The organism is Ferruginibacter sp. (assembly GCF_028288465.1).
Taxonomy (GTDB): domain Bacteria; phylum Bacteroidota; class Bacteroidia; order Chitinophagales; family Chitinophagaceae; genus Ferruginibacter.
In genome coordinates, this window is the sequence record NZ_JAQBNR010000048.1 from 89,365 (window position 1) to 105,674 (window position 16,310).

Consider the following 16,310-nt stretch of genomic DNA (forward strand, 5'->3'; position numbering starts at 1 on the left):
TCATATAACTTAAAACTTAACATTTGAATCTGATAAGAGCTGCATTAAGGAAACCCATTACCATACTGGTTTTGGTGGCAGGATTAACCTTTTTTGGTATCAATGCGGTACGCAATATCAAGATTGATATTTTTCCGGATATGAATATGCCGGTTATTTATTTATCCCATCCTTATGGCGGCTATACACCTGACCAGATGGAATCTTATTTTGGTAAAGCCTACGTAAACCTGATGCTGTATGTATCCGGCGTAAAGAGCATCGAAACAAAAAACATCCAGGGCCTCACCCTGATGAAGCTAACATTTTACCAGGGTACTAACATGGCCCAGGCAGCCGCCGAAGTTTCTGCTTTCAGTAACCGGGCGCAGGCCATATTTCCACCAGGGTCGCAACCACCTTTTATCCTCCGGTTTGATGCATCTACCCTACCCGTCGGGCAATTGGTTCTAAGCAGTGCTACAAGAACCAATAACGAATTATTAGACTTCGCCAACGTGTATGTGCGCTCTTCTTTTTCATCTATTCCCGGCCTGGTGGCACCCGCACCATTTGGCGGCAACGTGCGTACGATAGTAATAAAAGTTGATCCTGAATTATTGCGGGCACACAATTTTACCGCCGACCAGGTGGTGGAAGCATTGCGTGTAAACAACCAAACTTCTCCTGCGGGCAATGTACGCATTGGCGATAAAAATTATTTAACCCCGGTCAACACTACCGTAAAAACGGTAAAAGATTTTGAAAATATTCCGCTGTTTAAAGGAGGTGTTCAAAACCTGTATTTAAAAGATGTAGCCACCGTAGAAGACGGCGCAGATATTACCACCAGCTACGCCCTCATCAACGGTAAACGGTCGGTATACCTGGCCATTACAAAATCTGCAGACGCTTCCACCTGGGAAGTTGTGCAAAATCTGAAGAAAGCCATTCCCCGTTTCCAGGCACTGCTTCCTGCAGATGTAAGCCTCTCTTACCAATTTGATCAATCCGGTTATGTTATCAATGCCGTTAAAAGTTTGCTGAGTGAAGGTGCTATCGGAGCCATCTTAACCGGCTTAATGGTATTGCTTTTTTTAGGAGATCCGAGAGGTGCATTGATCGTTATCCTGACAATTCCTATTTCCATTATATCAGGCATTTTATTTTTATCGCTGTTTAACCAGACCATCAATATCATGACGCTGAGCGGGCTTTCCCTTGCGATTGGTATCCTGGTAGATGAATCGACGGTAACCATTGAAAATATACATCAGCATTTAGATATGCACAAGCCCAAAGCGCTGGCAATTTGGGACGCCTGTAAAGAAATTGCCTTTCCAAAATTGCTCATCCTGTTTTGTATACTGGCTGTGTTTGCACCTGCTTTTACCATGAAGGGTATACCCGGAGCTTTGTTTTTACCGCTGGCGCTGGCCATCGCTTTTTCCATGATTGTATCTTATTTTATGGCGCAGACTTTTGTGCCCATCATGGCCAATTGGCTGATGAAGGGTCACCATATAAAAAAGGACGCAACATCTACTGATATGACGGATGAAGAAGAATTCGCTGCCAGTGGTCTTACACCTGAAGAAGAAGGTGATACCTGGGATCAGAAAAAAATCCTAGCGGAAAAATCGATGCATGACGACGGTAAAAAGCATTCTCTTTTTGAAAAATCCAGGATTCGGTTGCTGAGTTTTTTATCACGGTTGTTTCCTTTTTCGGCCTGGGTGGTGGTAGCGTATGTCATTATTATTTCCGGTATTGCCTTTTTATTGCTAAGTAATATCGGGCGGGATGTATTACCTAAGGTCAATGCCAAACAGTTCCAGGTAAGGCTGCGTGCACCGGAAGGCACAAGGGTTGAAAACACAGAACTGGAAGTGGTAAAAGCGCTCGCCGTGTTGGATACACTGGCGGGCAAGGATAATATTGCCATCACTTCTGCTTTTGTGGGAATACACCCGGGTTTGTTTTCCACCAGTCCCATTTACCTGTTTATGGCCGGCCCACACGAAGCGGTTTTGCAGGTGCAGTTAAAAGAAGACTATAAAACCAACCTGGAAGAGTTCCAGGATAAATTCAGGGAAAAAATCAAAGCGGCCATGCCGGATATCAAATTATCTTTTGAGCCCATTCAGCTGACCGATAAAATTTTAAGCCAGGGATCACCCACACCAATTGAAGTAAAAATATCCGGTAAAAACAAGGAAGTAAATGAAGAGTATGCCAATAAGCTGATTGAAAAGCTAAATAAAATCCCCTATCTGCGGGATGTACAGATTGGACAGAGTACCAAATACCCTGCCATTAACATTGATATTGACCGCATAAAAGCGGCACAACTGGGCGTTGATATGTCAGATATTGCCCGTTCGCTTACGACGTCTACTTCTTCCAGCAGGTACACAGAAAAAAATGTCTGGGTTGATCAAAAAGCCGGATTAAGCTATGGTGTGCAGGTTGAAATTCCGGAGAACAAGATGAAAAGTGTGAACGACATCAATGAAATAGCGGTTCTTAAAAACCAGGCCAGGCCTGCAATTGGTGATGTCGCCACCATTTCGGAAGGAACAACGCATGGAGAAAATGACAACGTTGGCGTGATACCGTTACTTTCTGTAACTGCCAATTTATACAAAAAAGATTTAGGCCATGCCACACAGGATGTAGACGCAGCTATCAAATCGCTGGGACCATTGCCCCGCGGACTGACCATGGAAGCTGGCGGCTTAAGCAATGTACTTACCGAAACGCTGGACAGCTTGCAGAGTGGGCTGATAGTGGCCATCGTAGTAATATTTTTAATGCTGGCCGCCAACTTTCAATCTTTTAAAGTTTCCCTCGTAGTGCTGGCTACGGTACCCGCCGTGATATTGGGAGCGCTGGTACTGCTGGTTTTGACTGGTTCAACTTTAAACCTGCAATCGTACATGGGCATGATAATGTCGGTCGGCGTTTCTATCTCTAATTCTGTATTACTCATTACCAATGCGGAGCAGTTGCGCAAACACAATGGTGATGCCATCCTATCTGCCAAAGAAGCCGTGGCCTTGCGTATGCGCCCCATTCTTATGACAAGTGTGGCCATGATAGCGGGTATGATACCAATGGCTGCAGGGCTTGGAGAAGGCGGCGACCAGGCATCGCCATTGGGACGTGCCGTTATTGGCGGACTGGTAGCATCTACGTTTGCAGCATTATTTATTTTACCCCTTGTTTTTGCCTGGGTACAAGGCAAGGCCAGTACACAATCTGTATCACTTGACCCTGAAGACAAAGAAAGTAAACACTATATACCATCTTTATATGAAAAGAAATAACCTCATAGTTACAACATTGCTGTCCGTGAGCCTGTTGCTGATGATGACCATGCAAAGCTGTAATTCATCGGATAGAGGGAAAACAGAAAACAAAGCCGCAGCAGTAGTGGCAGTGCCGCCTACGCCTGTGTTTGTATTACAAAAGGGCATGCTTGCCAGCAGACTGGACATACCGGGGGAATTGATCGCTTTTCAAAAGGTGGATTTGTATGCGAAGGTCAGCAGCTTTGTAAAAAAGATGTACGTGGATGTTGGTTCGCAGGTAAAACAGGGTCAATTGCTGGCCACCATGGAAGCGCCTGAAATTGGATCACAACTGGCAGGCTCACAATCAAAACTGGAATCTTTCAATGCACTTTACCAGGCAAGTAAAGCTACTTACAACAGGCTACTGGAAACCAGTAAAACGCCGGGCACTATTTCGCCCAACGAACTGGAGCTGGCGCTGGCAAAACAAAACTCCGATCTGGCCCAATTAAATGCGGCCAAAGCAGCAGCCAGGGAAATTACCGACACAAGGAACTACCTGGAAATACGGGCACCATTCAGCGGCGTTATCAGTGCGAGGAATGTTAGCGCAGGTGCTTATGTCGGCCCCGCCGGCAAGGGTTCTGATATGCCCATCTTTTCATTGCAACAACAAAGCAAACTTCGCCTGGTGGCCTCCATCCCCGCTACTTATACTTCTTTTCTGAACAATAAAAGCAAGGTGAATTTTACAGTGAATTCATTGGCAGGAGAAAAGTTTACAGCAACGATTGCCAGACTTTCCGGAGCACTGGACAACCGGCTTCGCTCCGAATCTATTGAGATGGATGTAGACAACAGCAGCAAAGAATTATTGCCCGGCATGATTGCTGAAATTTCTATTCCCCTTCCTGCTCAGGACAGTAGTTTTGTGGTACCAAAAACTGCAGTGGTAAATTCAACTCAAAAAATATTTGTGATCAGAAAACTCAACGGCAAAGCCGAATGGGTAGAGATAAAAAAAGGCAGAGACGCCGATGGCAAAACAGAAGTGTATGGAGCAGGCTTAAAGACTGGCGACACACTGGTTACATCAGGCAGTGAGGAAATTCGGGAAGGGAGCGTTATTAAATAATATAGCTGCTACTTAAGTAACATGGAATAAAAAACATAGCTTGTTTATTTCCCGATACAAAACTTACTAAAGATGAAATCCAGCACATCTTCATTCGAAATGTCACCTGTTATTTCTGAAATGTAATGAAGACAACGGCGTATGTCGAGCGCCAGCAGATCGCCGGAAATGACATTGTTTAAGCCAGTTTCAATATCATTCAATGAACGTTCCACCTGTTGCAAGGCCTGCTGGTGGCGGGCATTGGTAACAATTACACTTTCAGATGAAGGAAGTTCATGTACGGTTGATTTGAAAATGACATCTTTCAATTCATCAATGCCCATTTTGTTTTTGGCGGAAATAAAATGAATGTTGTCGATGCCACTAAACTTGTCTTTTATTTCATTGGTTGTGGCTATATCGGCTTTATTGCCAACCAATATGATGGTATTGTTATTCCCGTGTAACATGTCTGCTATAACTTCTAATTCCGCAGCTGTAATTTGATTTACGTCAAAAATGTATAAAACCACATCGGCTGATTTCATCTTCTCCAAACTCCGTTCTATTCCGACCAGTTCTATAGTGTCTGTACTATGTTCCCTGATACCTGCGGTATCTATTAACCTGAATAAAATACCATTGATGTTTAGCACCTCTTCAATGGTATCCCTTGTAGTGCCGGCAATTTCACTTACGATGGCACGGTTTTCATTCAGCAGTGTATTTAGCAAAGTAGATTTGCCCGCATTGGGTTTACCAATGATGGCCACGCTAACGCCGTTTTTAATTACATTACCCAATTGAAAAGAAGTCAGTAATTGTGCAGTGGTGGTTTGCGCAGAACGGATGAGTTCGTAAAACTTTTTACGGTCTGCAAACTCCACATCTTCCTGGCTAAAATCCAGTTCCAATTCTATCAGTGCAGAAAAGCTGATCAGTTCTTCTCTCAACATTTTTAATACCCCGCTAAAGCCGCCTCTTATATTATAAAGCGCCGTCTTTTGTGAGGCTGCTGTATTGCTTGCAATTAAATCAGCCACGGCTTCTGCCTGTGTTAAATCCAGTTTGCCGTTTAAAAACGCCCGCTGGGTATATTCGCCTGGTTTGGCCATTCTTGCACCATGATTAACGCATGCCTGTAATACCTGTTGCTGTACATATGGACTACCGTGGCAACTGATTTCAACCACATCTTCCCCCGTATAACTTTTGGGACCTTTAAATAGCGAAACAACTACTTCATCAATCAATTTATCTTCATCCTTAATCAAACCAACATGAATTGTATGAGAAGGTTTGCCCGATAAATCTTTTGACGAAAATAGGTTGTTGATTATGCCGAAAGCCTTGTCACCACTAAGCCTTATTACACCGATAGCCCCTACTCCTGGCGGGGTTGCCAATGCAACAATGGTATCTTGCCAGCCGGATAATTTATTTGTCATGCGGCAAAGATAAACCAGTATCGAAGTGAATCTGCGTCAGCGATAAAATTTGGTCATTTCTTAGTTCGCCTTTGCCGAAAGGTATTTATTGTCGGCCCGGTCTATCTCAGTGGTGTAGTAATGCTTTACTCCATTGATCGTTACTTCATCCAGCACATCTACAAAGTTCTGGAATGTGCTTACATCGGATGGTTTTATGATCAATACAAAATCATCTGCAGTGCCCTTTAATTTTTGTACTGCCTTTCTTTTCTGCAAAATAATTTCGCGGATGCCTTTATCAATAAAATTAGTTTCTCCAGCAATTGCATTTGCAGAAGGCATTCCTTCGTAATATCTTATCACATTGTCTTTGTCAAGCAGTACAGTTAATGCACAGGATTGGCATATCATATCACTGGGAGGCACTTTATCATAAGGCATATTCATATTCATTACCGTGGGTGTGGCGAGTGTGGTGGTAAATACAAAGAAGGTGATCAGAAGAAAGCCAAGATCCACCATCGGGGTTAAATCAACCCTGGTAGTCTTTTTTTTGAATGCAAATTTCTTCTGTTTGTTGCCGGGTTTGTTGTTTTCGATTTCTGCCATAACATATAGTTTGTAGTAAGATGTTGACCGGTGTTATTTCCATACTGTTTGTTCGATAATTTATCACCAGTTTTTAACTGAAAAGTCTTTTAACAATCAATAAAATACAATTGACTACAAGACAAAAAAAACCCTTTACAAAATTGTAAAGGGATTTTTTTTGTGACTCTTAAATTTTATTGTTCCTGTACCACGAAGGTAATTGGCTGCCTACGATAGGCATTTACGTTACGTCCGTTTTGTAAAGCCGGCGTCCATTTAGGACCTTTTTTAATAATTTTTACAGCTTCATCTTCCATACCATACCCATGCTTTGATTCGGCCTGAACATCGCTTATACTTCCATCCTTGCTTACAATAAACCTTACAATAACCTGGTAAGTTCCTTCAGGAGCACCATTATCAACCGGTGTGCTGGCGTTCAGATTTTTTTCAAGGTAACGTCTCCATGCAGCTTCTCCCCCTGGGAAGGCAGCTTCGTTTTCCACCTTGGTAAAAATTTTATCTTCATCATCAGATTTAGGAGCTTCAGTAACCTGTGTTCCCTTATCTTCCACCGGAGCCTGTACAATTGCCTGTTTATTATCGCTTTCAACAGTCTTAGTACTAATCACCTGGTCTTCCTTTATCTCCTCAATTTTTTCATCTGGCTTTACCTCTTCATCTTTTACAATTTTGGGAGGCGTAAACTTAATCTGGTTAATTTCAGGAGGTGGTGGCGCCTTTGGTGGTGGTGGCGGTGGTGGTGGTGGTGGAGCATCATTCTTTTTTATCTCCGCCATCTGTGTATCCAGCACGTCTATTTGTTCAACCTTCTTTTTTCCCATTATATCAGCAAATACAGAGGCTAAAAAAAGTACAATTGCAAGAGCAGCAGTAAGCAGCAAGGCTTTGGTAAGCCTTCCGTTGTAGGTCTTACGAAGTTCGTAAGCGCCGTACTGCTTGTTCCTGCCATCAAAAATGATGTCAAGAACATCTGCGTTTAAAATTTTATTTATTTCCATTTCAAAATGCTTTATTGTTTAGATTCAGGAACATTCAAATTCCATAAATTTATTTAATTCCATTGGCTTGTTCCGTCATAGTTACTAACTGTTCTTCCGATGGCGCCATGTCAACTTCGGCATAGTGCCCGGGAGGAACTGTATTAATCGTCATTTCATCCAAAATGTCAATCGCATTTTTAAAAGTAGCATCCTTATCAGATTTGATAATATACATTAAATCGCCAATAGGAGTAGCTTTCTTTTTGTCAAGAATCACCTGCCTTATATCTTTAAAATTGCTGCTTTTGAACTGTTGAGATGCAGTTTCCGGGTTTAATTCTCCCATGTAATAATATACCTGGTCGTTTTTGCCCAGAAGAATCGTCATAGCCCCCGAATTTTTTACTTTCAGTTGCTGATCCGGATCATCCTTTGGTTCATTCATGTTCATCGCCGTCGGCTGACTCATAGTAGTTGTAAAAACGAAGAACGTAATTAACAGAAAACCAAGGTCTACCATTGGTGTTAAATCCACACGGGTGGACATTTTTTTACCTTTCTTGACGCCGGGGCCTTTTTTATGTCCGCCACCCGACGAGGTATCCATTTCTGCCATAAAAATATTTTTTAGTTAAATGAAGGAAATTATTTCCCTATTGCTGCTTTGCCTTATTTTCATTATACAATTCTGTTCCAGCTTCAACAGTCTCACTGTTAGTGGCAATCCTGAATTTGAAAAGATCATTTTTCTTCAAAGCATACTTAATGGCTTTGAAAGTTGGGTACTTAACAGAGTTATCGCCCTTAATTACAATCCTCTCTTCCAGTTCTTTTTGGTCACCCCCTGCGTAAGCGTTGGTGATACTTCTGAACCAGTCTACCATTTCGTTATTTGTACTGTCTACGATTGGTATACCTGCCAATTTCTCTGCAGGTGGTAATTCAGGTAAAGCCAAAACACTTTTAATTTGTCCTAAAGGCACGCCGATGAAAGGCAACTTTCCAAGTTTGGCTATTTCGTCAGGCGAAAGGTTTAATCCTTTGGTTTTGTTCAAATCATTCAGCACATCTTTTCTTTTTGCATCATCACCCAAAATCAGGAAACATTTCCCTTCTTTTGTAAGTGTAACAAGGATGGCCTTGTCTGACGCAACTTTGGCTGATACCGACGTAGGCGTTTGAACCGCAACTGCTTCCGGTGGCTTTTGCTTTGTTGCCATTATGAAAAACGATAACAGCAAGAAAGCAACATCACACATAGCTGTCATATCAATATTTGTACTCTTTCGAGGTAGTTTCGCTCTTCCCATGCGCTATTTTTTATTTTATTATGAGATGCATTGTGCTTGTAATTCCACAAATATTATTTGTACAAAGAAGCAAAACTTTGAGTTAAAGTAAAACCACTTTCGTCGATACCATAGGTAATGCCATCAATTTTAGTAGTAAATACGTTATACATAATAATAGCCACGGCGGAAGTACCGATTCCCAAAGCAGTATTGTACAAGGCCTCTGAAATACCTACAGAAAGTTGTTCTGCAGCAGCTGATCCACCTTCACCAGAACCTAGGTTAGAGAATGACCTGATCATACCCAATACCGTACCCAGCAACCCCATCAATGTTGCAACAGATGCAATGGTTGATAAGAATACAAGATTTTTTTCCAACATTGGTAATTCAAGTGCAGTAGCTTCTTCTACTTCTTTCTGAATCGCCATTACTTTTTGATCTGTTGATAATTCTGAATTAGAAATCATGTCTTTGTACTTGTGCAAACCAGCTTTCATTACATTACCAACACTACCTTTTTGTTTATCGCATTCAGCAATAGCAGCATCGATATTTTTGTTGGCAAGATGATATTGGATCTTCCTGATAAAGTCAGCGCTGCTGCCTGTACCGGTTGCTTTTGAAATGGTAAGAAACCTTTCAATTACAAATGTCAATACAGTCAGTAAACAGCCAATCAACAAAGGTACAATGATACCTCCCAGGTACATTTTATGTAACCCGTCTTTAGAGTTCTTTAATTTTTCGTAACTAGGCCAGAAAAGTTCGCCGCTATGTTGCTGAGCATCAGCAAATGCATTTGCATTTCCTAAAATGAACCGCCATATTAAATATCCGGCTATGATACAAAGTAATGGAGCCAGATAAGAAATAGAATTTCCCGATTTTTTTGCCTGTACTGAAGTTGATGGTTTTACGGTTGCAGTAGTTTTTGTTTCTGCCATGACGTTCAATTTTTAGTGAGTTAAGTGTAAATGTTGTTTGTGAAAATTAAATATTAAATGCTAATAAATACGCTTTTTTTTACCATCAAATATCTTGCTGCAAATATCTTTATGGCGAAGCACAAGTTAATAAAATAATTGAATCTAACAACTGCAGAAAGAAATTTTTCTAAGTTTTCATAAAGAAGTAATGCAGGCCCGTGAATTTTGCGATTTCAGTATTCCGGAAGGGCATTTTATTAAGCATTATTCATAGCGCAGTGCAACGATGGGATCGAGTTTGGCTGCTTTATATGCAGGATAGAGGCCGGCCAGCAAGCCAACCAGCGAACAAACTAATACACCGGTAATGACCCATAGCCATGGAACAACAAAACCGGTCTTTAATAAAACTGCCACAATATTTCCAAATAATATTCCTGCGATAATTCCGACGAAGGCACCCATCAGACTGATTAGTATAGATTCCCATAAAAACTGGGCCCTCACTTCACCAGCTTTTCCGCCCAGTGATTTTATCAATCCGATTTCCTTCGTTCGTTCATTTACCGCTACCAACATAATATTCATCAGTCCGATAGCCGCACCTATCAAAGTAATGAGCGCTATTGCCATTGTTGCATATTGCAAAAAGCCAAGGTTTTTCATCAGGGACTGTGCAATGCTATCACTCTTATCAATATAAAAATTGTCTTCTTCTTTTACATCCAGCTTTCTTACCGGGCGAAAAATTCCCGTTGCCTCACCAATGGCAACATCCATCATTTTCATATCGGTAACCATTACGGCAATATTATAAGATTGGCCGGTTGACCCAAATAGGCGACGGATGGTGTTGTATGTAGTGATAACTATTTTATCTGCATTCATAAATGCACTGCTTCCTTTATCTTTTAATATCCCGATGATGCGGAATTTGTTACCCGACACCGTGATAATTTTATCCAGAGCCCTTTCCGTATTATCACCATATAATTTTTGCGCTACCACATTGCCTATTACGCAAACACTTCGGCCGGAGGCCACATCTGTTTCACTGAAATTACGACCTGCGGATAGTTCGTAACCATTCAGCTGAAGATAATTCTCATCTCCACCAGTCACCCTTATATCAGGATTTGTTTTCTTTACTTCATTGCTTACAATTACTCCGTTAGGGCCCGATAACGCAACGCCTACAATAGCAGGAAACCCATATCTTTCTTTAAAAGAACGTGCTTCCTCCAGCGTAATCAATTTCCCCTCACTGGATGCTCTGACAACCGCATTTTTTCTTTTTTTGGACACCTCCCTGTTTGGTCCGCCACCAAAGCGAACGTTACGTTCTTTATAGCGAAGGCTGAACGCATTGGCACCCATGGTTGAAAAGCTTTGAGTAAGACTTTGATTGACTGCTTGTACTGCAGTGATGATAGCGATGAGGGCCATGATACCCAGGGCAATAATGATTACGGTAATAGCCGTTCTCAGCCGGTTACTTTTTACTGTCTGGTATGATAATGCGATAGAATCGGCTGTTTTCATTACTTTAAAATTCTGCTTAAAGTTAATCCTGAAAAACTATACCCTGTATAAAAAGTTTATAAACGGTAATTACGCTGATTGCTGAAACGTTGTCATGTATTTTGAAATAATTCCTGCAACACTTGTTCCTGACAAATCAGATGGAACATTAAAAATGGCATTAGTAATAAAGCCAATCGATTATTACTGATGGCCATATACCAATGATAATTACTAACCCAGCCGTGATAATAAGCAAGGTTTTAAATGCAGGTGTGATATCCCATTGCTGGTTAACGGCCGATGTATTTTCCTTGAAGTAAATGGCCTGGATGATTTTAAAGTAGTAATAAGCGCTTATGGCCGCACACAAAACAGCAAATACAACCAGCCAGTTTTGATGCCCGTCGTTAACAGCTGCTATCAGCATAAATAATTTGGCCTGGAATCCTGCAGTTAAAGGAACCCCGGTTAAAGATAAGAGGAATATGGTTGCGGTGATGGCGAGCACAGGTTGCTGTTTGGCTAAACCATTAAAGCCATCTATGGTGTAATCGCTCATTTTAATCAGGATAGCAAAAAGACCAATGGTGGCCAGGCTATAAGCAGCAGTGTACAAGATAATTCCTTCTTTGGCGAACTGGTTAATGGCAAATATGGCCAGTAACATAAATCCCGCCTGCGCAATACTTGAATACGCCAGCATTCGCTTTACACTTTGCTGAAATACAGCCGTTAAGTTGCCAATCAATAAAGTGGCTGCGGTTATAATAGCAATTAAAATTTGCCATTGTTGCTGCGCAGTTCCAAAAGCATGCTCAAACAACCTGATAAAAGCGATAAAACCACCCGCCTTTACAATCGTGGCCATAAAAGAAGTGAATACCGTTGGTGCCCCATCATATACATCCGGTGCCCAGAAATGAAAAGGTGCGGCAGATACTTTAAATACCATGGCAATTAATAGAAATACCAGCCCGATAGCAAGCATTACCGGTAACTTGCCTGTACCCAAATTAATATTGTTGATGTAAAAAGTGGGTGTGCCTGTATTACCGCCGTAGATAAACGCAATGCCCATTAAAAGAATACCCGTTGAAAACGAGCCCATCAAAAAATACTTCAGCGCAGCTTCGTTACTTTTTAAATTTCGTTTATCACTGCCGGTTAAAATATACAATGGAATAGACAAAATTTCGATTCCTAAAAACAAGGTGAGTAAGGTGTTGTAAGTAGCAGCAATTGAAACGCCACATAAAACAAAGAATATGAGTGCAAAATATTCTGATACATTGTTACCCACTTTTTCTATATCCCGTCCATTTAATAAAAATAGCAATAGTGTACAAACCAGTACAATGGTTATAAACGTCAGGTTAAAACTGGTGAAATCAAGCATGCCTTTCAGCTCAATCGTAAACATTGGCTTCTGCATAAATACTTCTGCGCAGTTGGCGATTATGGCCAGTATTAAGCCGGCAATGGCCCAATATTTGGCCGTACTTTTCTGCTTGAAAAAAGCACCTCCAAACATCATCACTATTCCCCAGACTGCTGTTAGTATTATTGCGTTCATGTTTCCCTATACCGCCAAACGCGGAACTGTTTTATTTATGTAATTACTTAAATCTTGTTATAATACCCGTAACCGTATCTTTTGTAAGATCAAACAACGGCTGCGGATAAATGCCTGATAAAAATATAGCCACCACGATAATGCTTAATGCAATTTGCTCATTCACAGAAATTTCTTTCATGTTTGTAGTAAGCGCATTTACCTGTCCGTAAAATACTTTCTGCACCATGGTTAAAGTATATACCGCAGCCAGAATAATACTTACCAAAGCCACGGTAGCAATCCAGCCATTAAACTGGAATAGCCCACTGAACATCATGAACTCGCCCACAAATGCATTGGTTAATGGCAACGCGATATTGGCAAAACCAATTACCACCAGCATAATGGTAAGCACCGGCGCTTTATGGGCAATACCACTTAACTGGGATATTTTTCTAACGCCCAATTGACGTTCAATCATTTCAATAACAATCCACAAACCGATGATATTGATACCGTGGTTGAACATTTGAATCATCACCCCTTCCAGGCCGATTTGTTTGGTGGTGAAAATGGTGGCGCTCATTAACCCAATATGAGCGATAGAGGAATAGGCAACCAATCGCTTTAAATCATCCTGCTTAATAGCTAACAGACTTGCGTATACAATTCCAATGACAGATAAAATAATCACAGCGGTATCGAATTTTGCAACCGCCAGCGGAAACATTGGCAACAGCCAGCGCACCACGCCAAACAATCCCATTTTTACCATTACACCACTTAGTACCATGGTAACCGCTGAAGGCGATTGCTCGTATGTATCGGGCTGCCAGGTATGAAAAGGAAATACCGGCATTTTGATGGCAAAGGCGATGAAAAACAACCAGAATAACCAGCTCTGCTGATCAGCCGTTAACTGTGCAGCATAAAAATAATTGATAGCAAAACTATGTGCTGAAATTATTTTACCAGTTGCATCCTGGGTTGCTGCCGTTTGCAAATAAATATAGATGATGCCTACCAGCATCAGTAAAGATCCGGTAAAAGTGTAAATGAAAAATTTGAACGTCGCCTGTATTCTTTTATCGCCGCCCCAATTGCTGCATAAAAAATAAACGGGTATAATAGCCAGCTCCCAAAAGAAATAAAACAACAGGGCATCTGACGCTAAAAAAACTCCCATCAAGCCAGCCTGCGTTAACAGCAACAAGCCATAAAATGAATTGGCATTTTTATATTGATCTTTATAAGTTGCTACAAAGATTACAGGAAAAGATATGGCGGTTAACAGGGTAAGAATTCTGCCCATACCATCCAGTGAAACAGAAAAACTGGCACCGATATATTTCAGCCATTCGTAATTAAAAGTCAATCCGCTCAATGCTTTATTACTGGCGTAATAAATACTGCCCAATGAAACACACAACGTAACCACAGAAGAAAATAAAGCCCATGATTTAACGGTTGCATCTTTTTTAAAGAAAAAAGTAATTAACCCCGCCACCAACGGAAAGAAAATTAAAACATGCGGAAATGTTATCGAAATATCTTGATCCATATCTTCTGATTACAAAAACAATTGAATGATAAATAAAACTAAAATCGCAATAACCATCATCAGCATATAAGCGCTTACCTGGCCCGTTTGCAATAAACGTATCTGGCGGCTGCCGTAATTGACTGCCTTACCCACACCATTTACAAAACCATCAATCCCTCTTTTCTCAACCACGTTGCTAAAGAATCCGGCGATTGATTGTACTGGTTTTACAATGATGGCATCGTAAAATTCATCTACATACCATTTATTACTGATCGCTTTGGCCAGGCCAGTTTCTTCTTCATTTGTTTTTTCATATTTGCTGAATTTGTTCCAGGCATACAATAATGCGACCAGGGCGCCCACAACAGATACCGCCATCAACGCATATTCGGTAGCGTGTGATAACTCGTGGGCTGCGCCCAAAGCAGCAACATGCTCATTGCTTTTTGCAAAGATGGGTTCCAGAAACGCTTCCAGCCGGTGCCCGTTTGGCATAAATACTTTTGGTATTCCAATCCACCCGCCAACCACAGCCAGTATGGCCAGTACAATTAAAGGTATTGTGATTGCCGAAGGACTTTCATGCAGGTGATGTTCCTGATCGTGCGTTCCGCGAAATTTACCAAGAAAAGTCATGGCGTATAAACGAAACATATAAAAAGCAGTCATGAAAGCGGTCAGCACTCCAATACCCCAGTAAACAGGGTTCTTTGCAAATGCTTCCGCCAGTATTTCATCTTTGGAAAAAAAACCCGAAAAAGGAGGCATACCTGCTATAGCAAGACAGCCCAACAAAAAGGTGATGTTCGTAATGCTCATGTACTTTTTCAAGCCGCCCATATTGCGCATATCCTGCTCTCCACCCATTGCATGTATCACACTGCCTGCACCAAGAAATAGTAAGGCTTTAAAGAAGGCATGTGTCATAACATGAAAAACTGCACCCGTGTAGGCTCCCACGCCCAGGCCTAAAAACATATAGCCCAATTGACTTACCGTAGAATAAGCCAATACCTTTTTAATATCATTTTGTTTTAAGGCGATTGTAGCTGCAACGACAGCTGTAGCCAAACCAATTACAGCAATTACAGATTGAGTAAGCGGTGCCATGGTAAATAAAATATTGCTGCGGGCAATCATATAAATACCGGCAGTCACCATCGTTGCTGCATGTATCAACGCACTCACCGGTGTCGGACCCGCCATAGCATCCGGTAACCAGGTGTATAAAGGTATTTGTGCACTTTTACCGGTAGCTCCTAAAAATAATAATAGTGTGATGCCACCAATATCAAATGAAGACAATTTTGAAACGCCGTCAAAAACATCATGGTAATTGGTTGTGCCCAGTTTTGCAATCAGCCAGAAAACCGCCAGCAAAAATCCAAAATCACCAATGCGGTTCATGATAAATGCTTTCTTTGCAGCATCGTTGTTGGCATTATCTTTAAACCAAAAACCTATCAGCAGGTAAGAACATAAACCAACGCCTTCCCAACCAATAAACATGATAATATAATTGGCTCCCATTACCAGCAGCAACATCGAAAAAACAAACAAATTCAGGTATGCAAAATACTTTGCAAAATCTTTTGGCGCTTCTTCATGCATGTAAGAAGTAGAATAAACATGAATGAGAAAACCTACACCGGTAATGATCAGTAAAAAAAGAGAAGACAACTGGTCAATCTGGAAATCAAATCCAACTTTCAGCGAAGCTGTATGAATGAAATCGAAATAATGAGCGACATGGGTATTGCCATTTTTTACCTGGAAGAAAACAAAAAGGCTGATTAAAAATGATCCTAAAATTACACCGCTGCCAATGATGCCGGTCAGTGATTTTGACAAATGATTTCTTCCCAAACCATTTATTAAAAAGCCAATCAATGGTAGAAAAGGTATCAGCCAAACTATTTGTAAAGTATTACTCATAAGCCCTAAACCCCTTGAGGGGATTTTTACCTACAACTTTAAAAGTGTAGTTTTTGATAAAATAAAATATCTTTTAATTACAAAATTCTCGTCCTGTCTTTATACTAAATAC

12 protein-coding genes are annotated in these 16,310 nt (G+C 41.1%); 2 read left to right on the forward strand and 10 right to left on the reverse strand.

What is annotated here, in order from left to right; translation table 11 throughout:
• Positions 1-23 precede the first annotated feature (23 nt).
• Complete coding sequence (locus JWR61_RS18430) at positions 24-3,308, forward strand: efflux RND transporter permease subunit (protein ID WP_301929211.1); 3,285 nt, start codon at positions 24-26, stop codon at positions 3,306-3,308.
• Positions 3,295-4,410, forward strand: coding sequence for an efflux RND transporter periplasmic adaptor subunit (locus JWR61_RS18435; protein WP_301929212.1), 1,116 nt, complete (start codon positions 3,295-3,297; stop codon positions 4,408-4,410). The genes JWR61_RS18430 and JWR61_RS18435 overlap by 14 nt, the downstream gene beginning before the upstream one ends.
• Before the next feature lie 44 nt (positions 4,411-4,454).
• On the opposite strand, the gene mnmE is transcribed toward JWR61_RS18435, so the two are convergent.
• The 10 genes from mnmE to nuoL form a co-directional block, all read right to left on the reverse strand.
• Entirely contained in the window at positions 4,455-5,840 is a 1,386-nt protein-coding gene (gene mnmE / locus JWR61_RS18440; protein ID WP_301929213.1) for a tRNA uridine-5-carboxymethylaminomethyl(34) synthesis GTPase MnmE, read from the reverse strand.
• A gap of 60 nt (positions 5,841-5,900) precedes the next feature.
• Positions 5,901-6,431 (reverse strand): biopolymer transporter ExbD, encoded by a 531-nt coding sequence (locus JWR61_RS18445; protein WP_301929214.1) that lies wholly within the window; start codon positions 6,429-6,431, stop codon positions 5,901-5,903.
• A gap of 176 nt (positions 6,432-6,607) precedes the next feature.
• Positions 6,608-7,435 carry an energy transducer TonB gene (locus tag JWR61_RS18450; RefSeq protein WP_290335707.1) on the reverse strand — a complete coding sequence of 276 codons (828 nt, stop codon included), beginning with the start codon at positions 7,433-7,435 and terminating at the stop codon, positions 6,608-6,610.
• Between the two features lie 49 nt (positions 7,436-7,484).
• On the reverse strand, positions 7,485-8,033 hold the full coding sequence (locus JWR61_RS18455) for a biopolymer transporter ExbD (RefSeq protein ID WP_301929215.1): 549 nt from the start codon (positions 8,031-8,033) through the stop codon (positions 7,485-7,487).
• A gap of 37 nt (positions 8,034-8,070) precedes the next feature.
• Positions 8,071-8,727: a biopolymer transporter ExbD gene (locus JWR61_RS18460; RefSeq protein WP_290335705.1), complete on the reverse strand. Its 657-nt coding sequence runs from the start codon at positions 8,725-8,727 to the stop codon at positions 8,071-8,073.
• Positions 8,728-8,780: 53 nt separating this feature from the next.
• Positions 8,781-9,656: a MotA/TolQ/ExbB proton channel family protein gene (locus tag JWR61_RS18465; RefSeq protein ID WP_290335704.1), complete on the reverse strand. Its 876-nt coding sequence runs from the start codon at positions 9,654-9,656 to the stop codon at positions 8,781-8,783.
• Between the two features lie 246 nt (positions 9,657-9,902).
• The gene (locus JWR61_RS18470) at positions 9,903-11,180 is read right to left on the reverse strand and encodes an ABC transporter permease (RefSeq protein WP_301929216.1); all 1,278 of its coding nucleotides are present in this window, start codon (positions 11,178-11,180) and stop codon (positions 9,903-9,905) included.
• 160 nt (positions 11,181-11,340) lie between these two features.
• Positions 11,341-12,735 (reverse strand): NADH-quinone oxidoreductase subunit N, encoded by a 1,395-nt coding sequence (locus JWR61_RS18475; protein ID WP_301929217.1) that lies wholly within the window; start codon positions 12,733-12,735, stop codon positions 11,341-11,343.
• A gap of 43 nt (positions 12,736-12,778) precedes the next feature.
• A complete protein-coding gene (locus tag JWR61_RS18480; protein WP_301929218.1) occupies positions 12,779-14,278 on the reverse strand; it encodes a NuoM family protein in 1,500 nt (499 codons plus the stop codon).
• A gap of 9 nt (positions 14,279-14,287) precedes the next feature.
• Positions 14,288-16,198, reverse strand: a complete 1,911-nt coding sequence (gene nuoL / locus JWR61_RS18485; RefSeq protein WP_301929219.1) for an NADH-quinone oxidoreductase subunit L — start codon at positions 16,196-16,198, stop codon at positions 14,288-14,290.
• Positions 16,199-16,310 lie beyond the last annotated feature (112 nt).

What these genes read in the sequence shown, in the direction of transcription:
- JWR61_RS18475 (WP_301929217.1), bottom strand. Translation starts at nt 12,735, where the DNA reads ATGAACGCAATAATACTAACAGCAGTCTGGGGAATAGTGATGATGTTT.
- JWR61_RS18455 (WP_301929215.1), bottom strand. Translation starts at nt 8,033, where the DNA reads ATGGCAGAAATGGATACCTCGTCGGGTGGCGGACATAAAAAAGGCCCC.
- mnmE (WP_301929213.1), bottom strand. Translation starts at nt 5,840, where the DNA reads ATGACAAATAAATTATCCGGCTGGCAAGATACCATTGTTGCATTGGCA.
- JWR61_RS18480 (WP_301929218.1), bottom strand. Translation starts at nt 14,278, where the DNA reads ATGGATCAAGATATTTCGATAACATTTCCGCATGTTTTAATTTTCTTT.
- JWR61_RS18435 (WP_301929212.1), top strand. Translation starts at nt 3,295, where the DNA reads ATGAAAAGAAATAACCTCATAGTTACAACATTGCTGTCCGTGAGCCTG.
- JWR61_RS18470 (WP_301929216.1), bottom strand. Translation starts at nt 11,180, where the DNA reads ATGAAAACAGCCGATTCTATCGCATTATCATACCAGACAGTAAAAAGT.
- nuoL (WP_301929219.1), bottom strand. Translation starts at nt 16,198, where the DNA reads ATGAGTAATACTTTACAAATAGTTTGGCTGATACCTTTTCTACCATTG.
- JWR61_RS18460 (WP_290335705.1), bottom strand. Translation starts at nt 8,727, where the DNA reads ATGGGAAGAGCGAAACTACCTCGAAAGAGTACAAATATTGATATGACA.
- JWR61_RS18445 (WP_301929214.1), bottom strand. Translation starts at nt 6,431, where the DNA reads ATGGCAGAAATCGAAAACAACAAACCCGGCAACAAACAGAAGAAATTT.
- JWR61_RS18450 (WP_290335707.1), bottom strand. Translation starts at nt 7,435, where the DNA reads ATGGAAATAAATAAAATTTTAAACGCAGATGTTCTTGACATCATTTTT.
- JWR61_RS18465 (WP_290335704.1), bottom strand. Translation starts at nt 9,656, where the DNA reads ATGGCAGAAACAAAAACTACTGCAACCGTAAAACCATCAACTTCAGTA.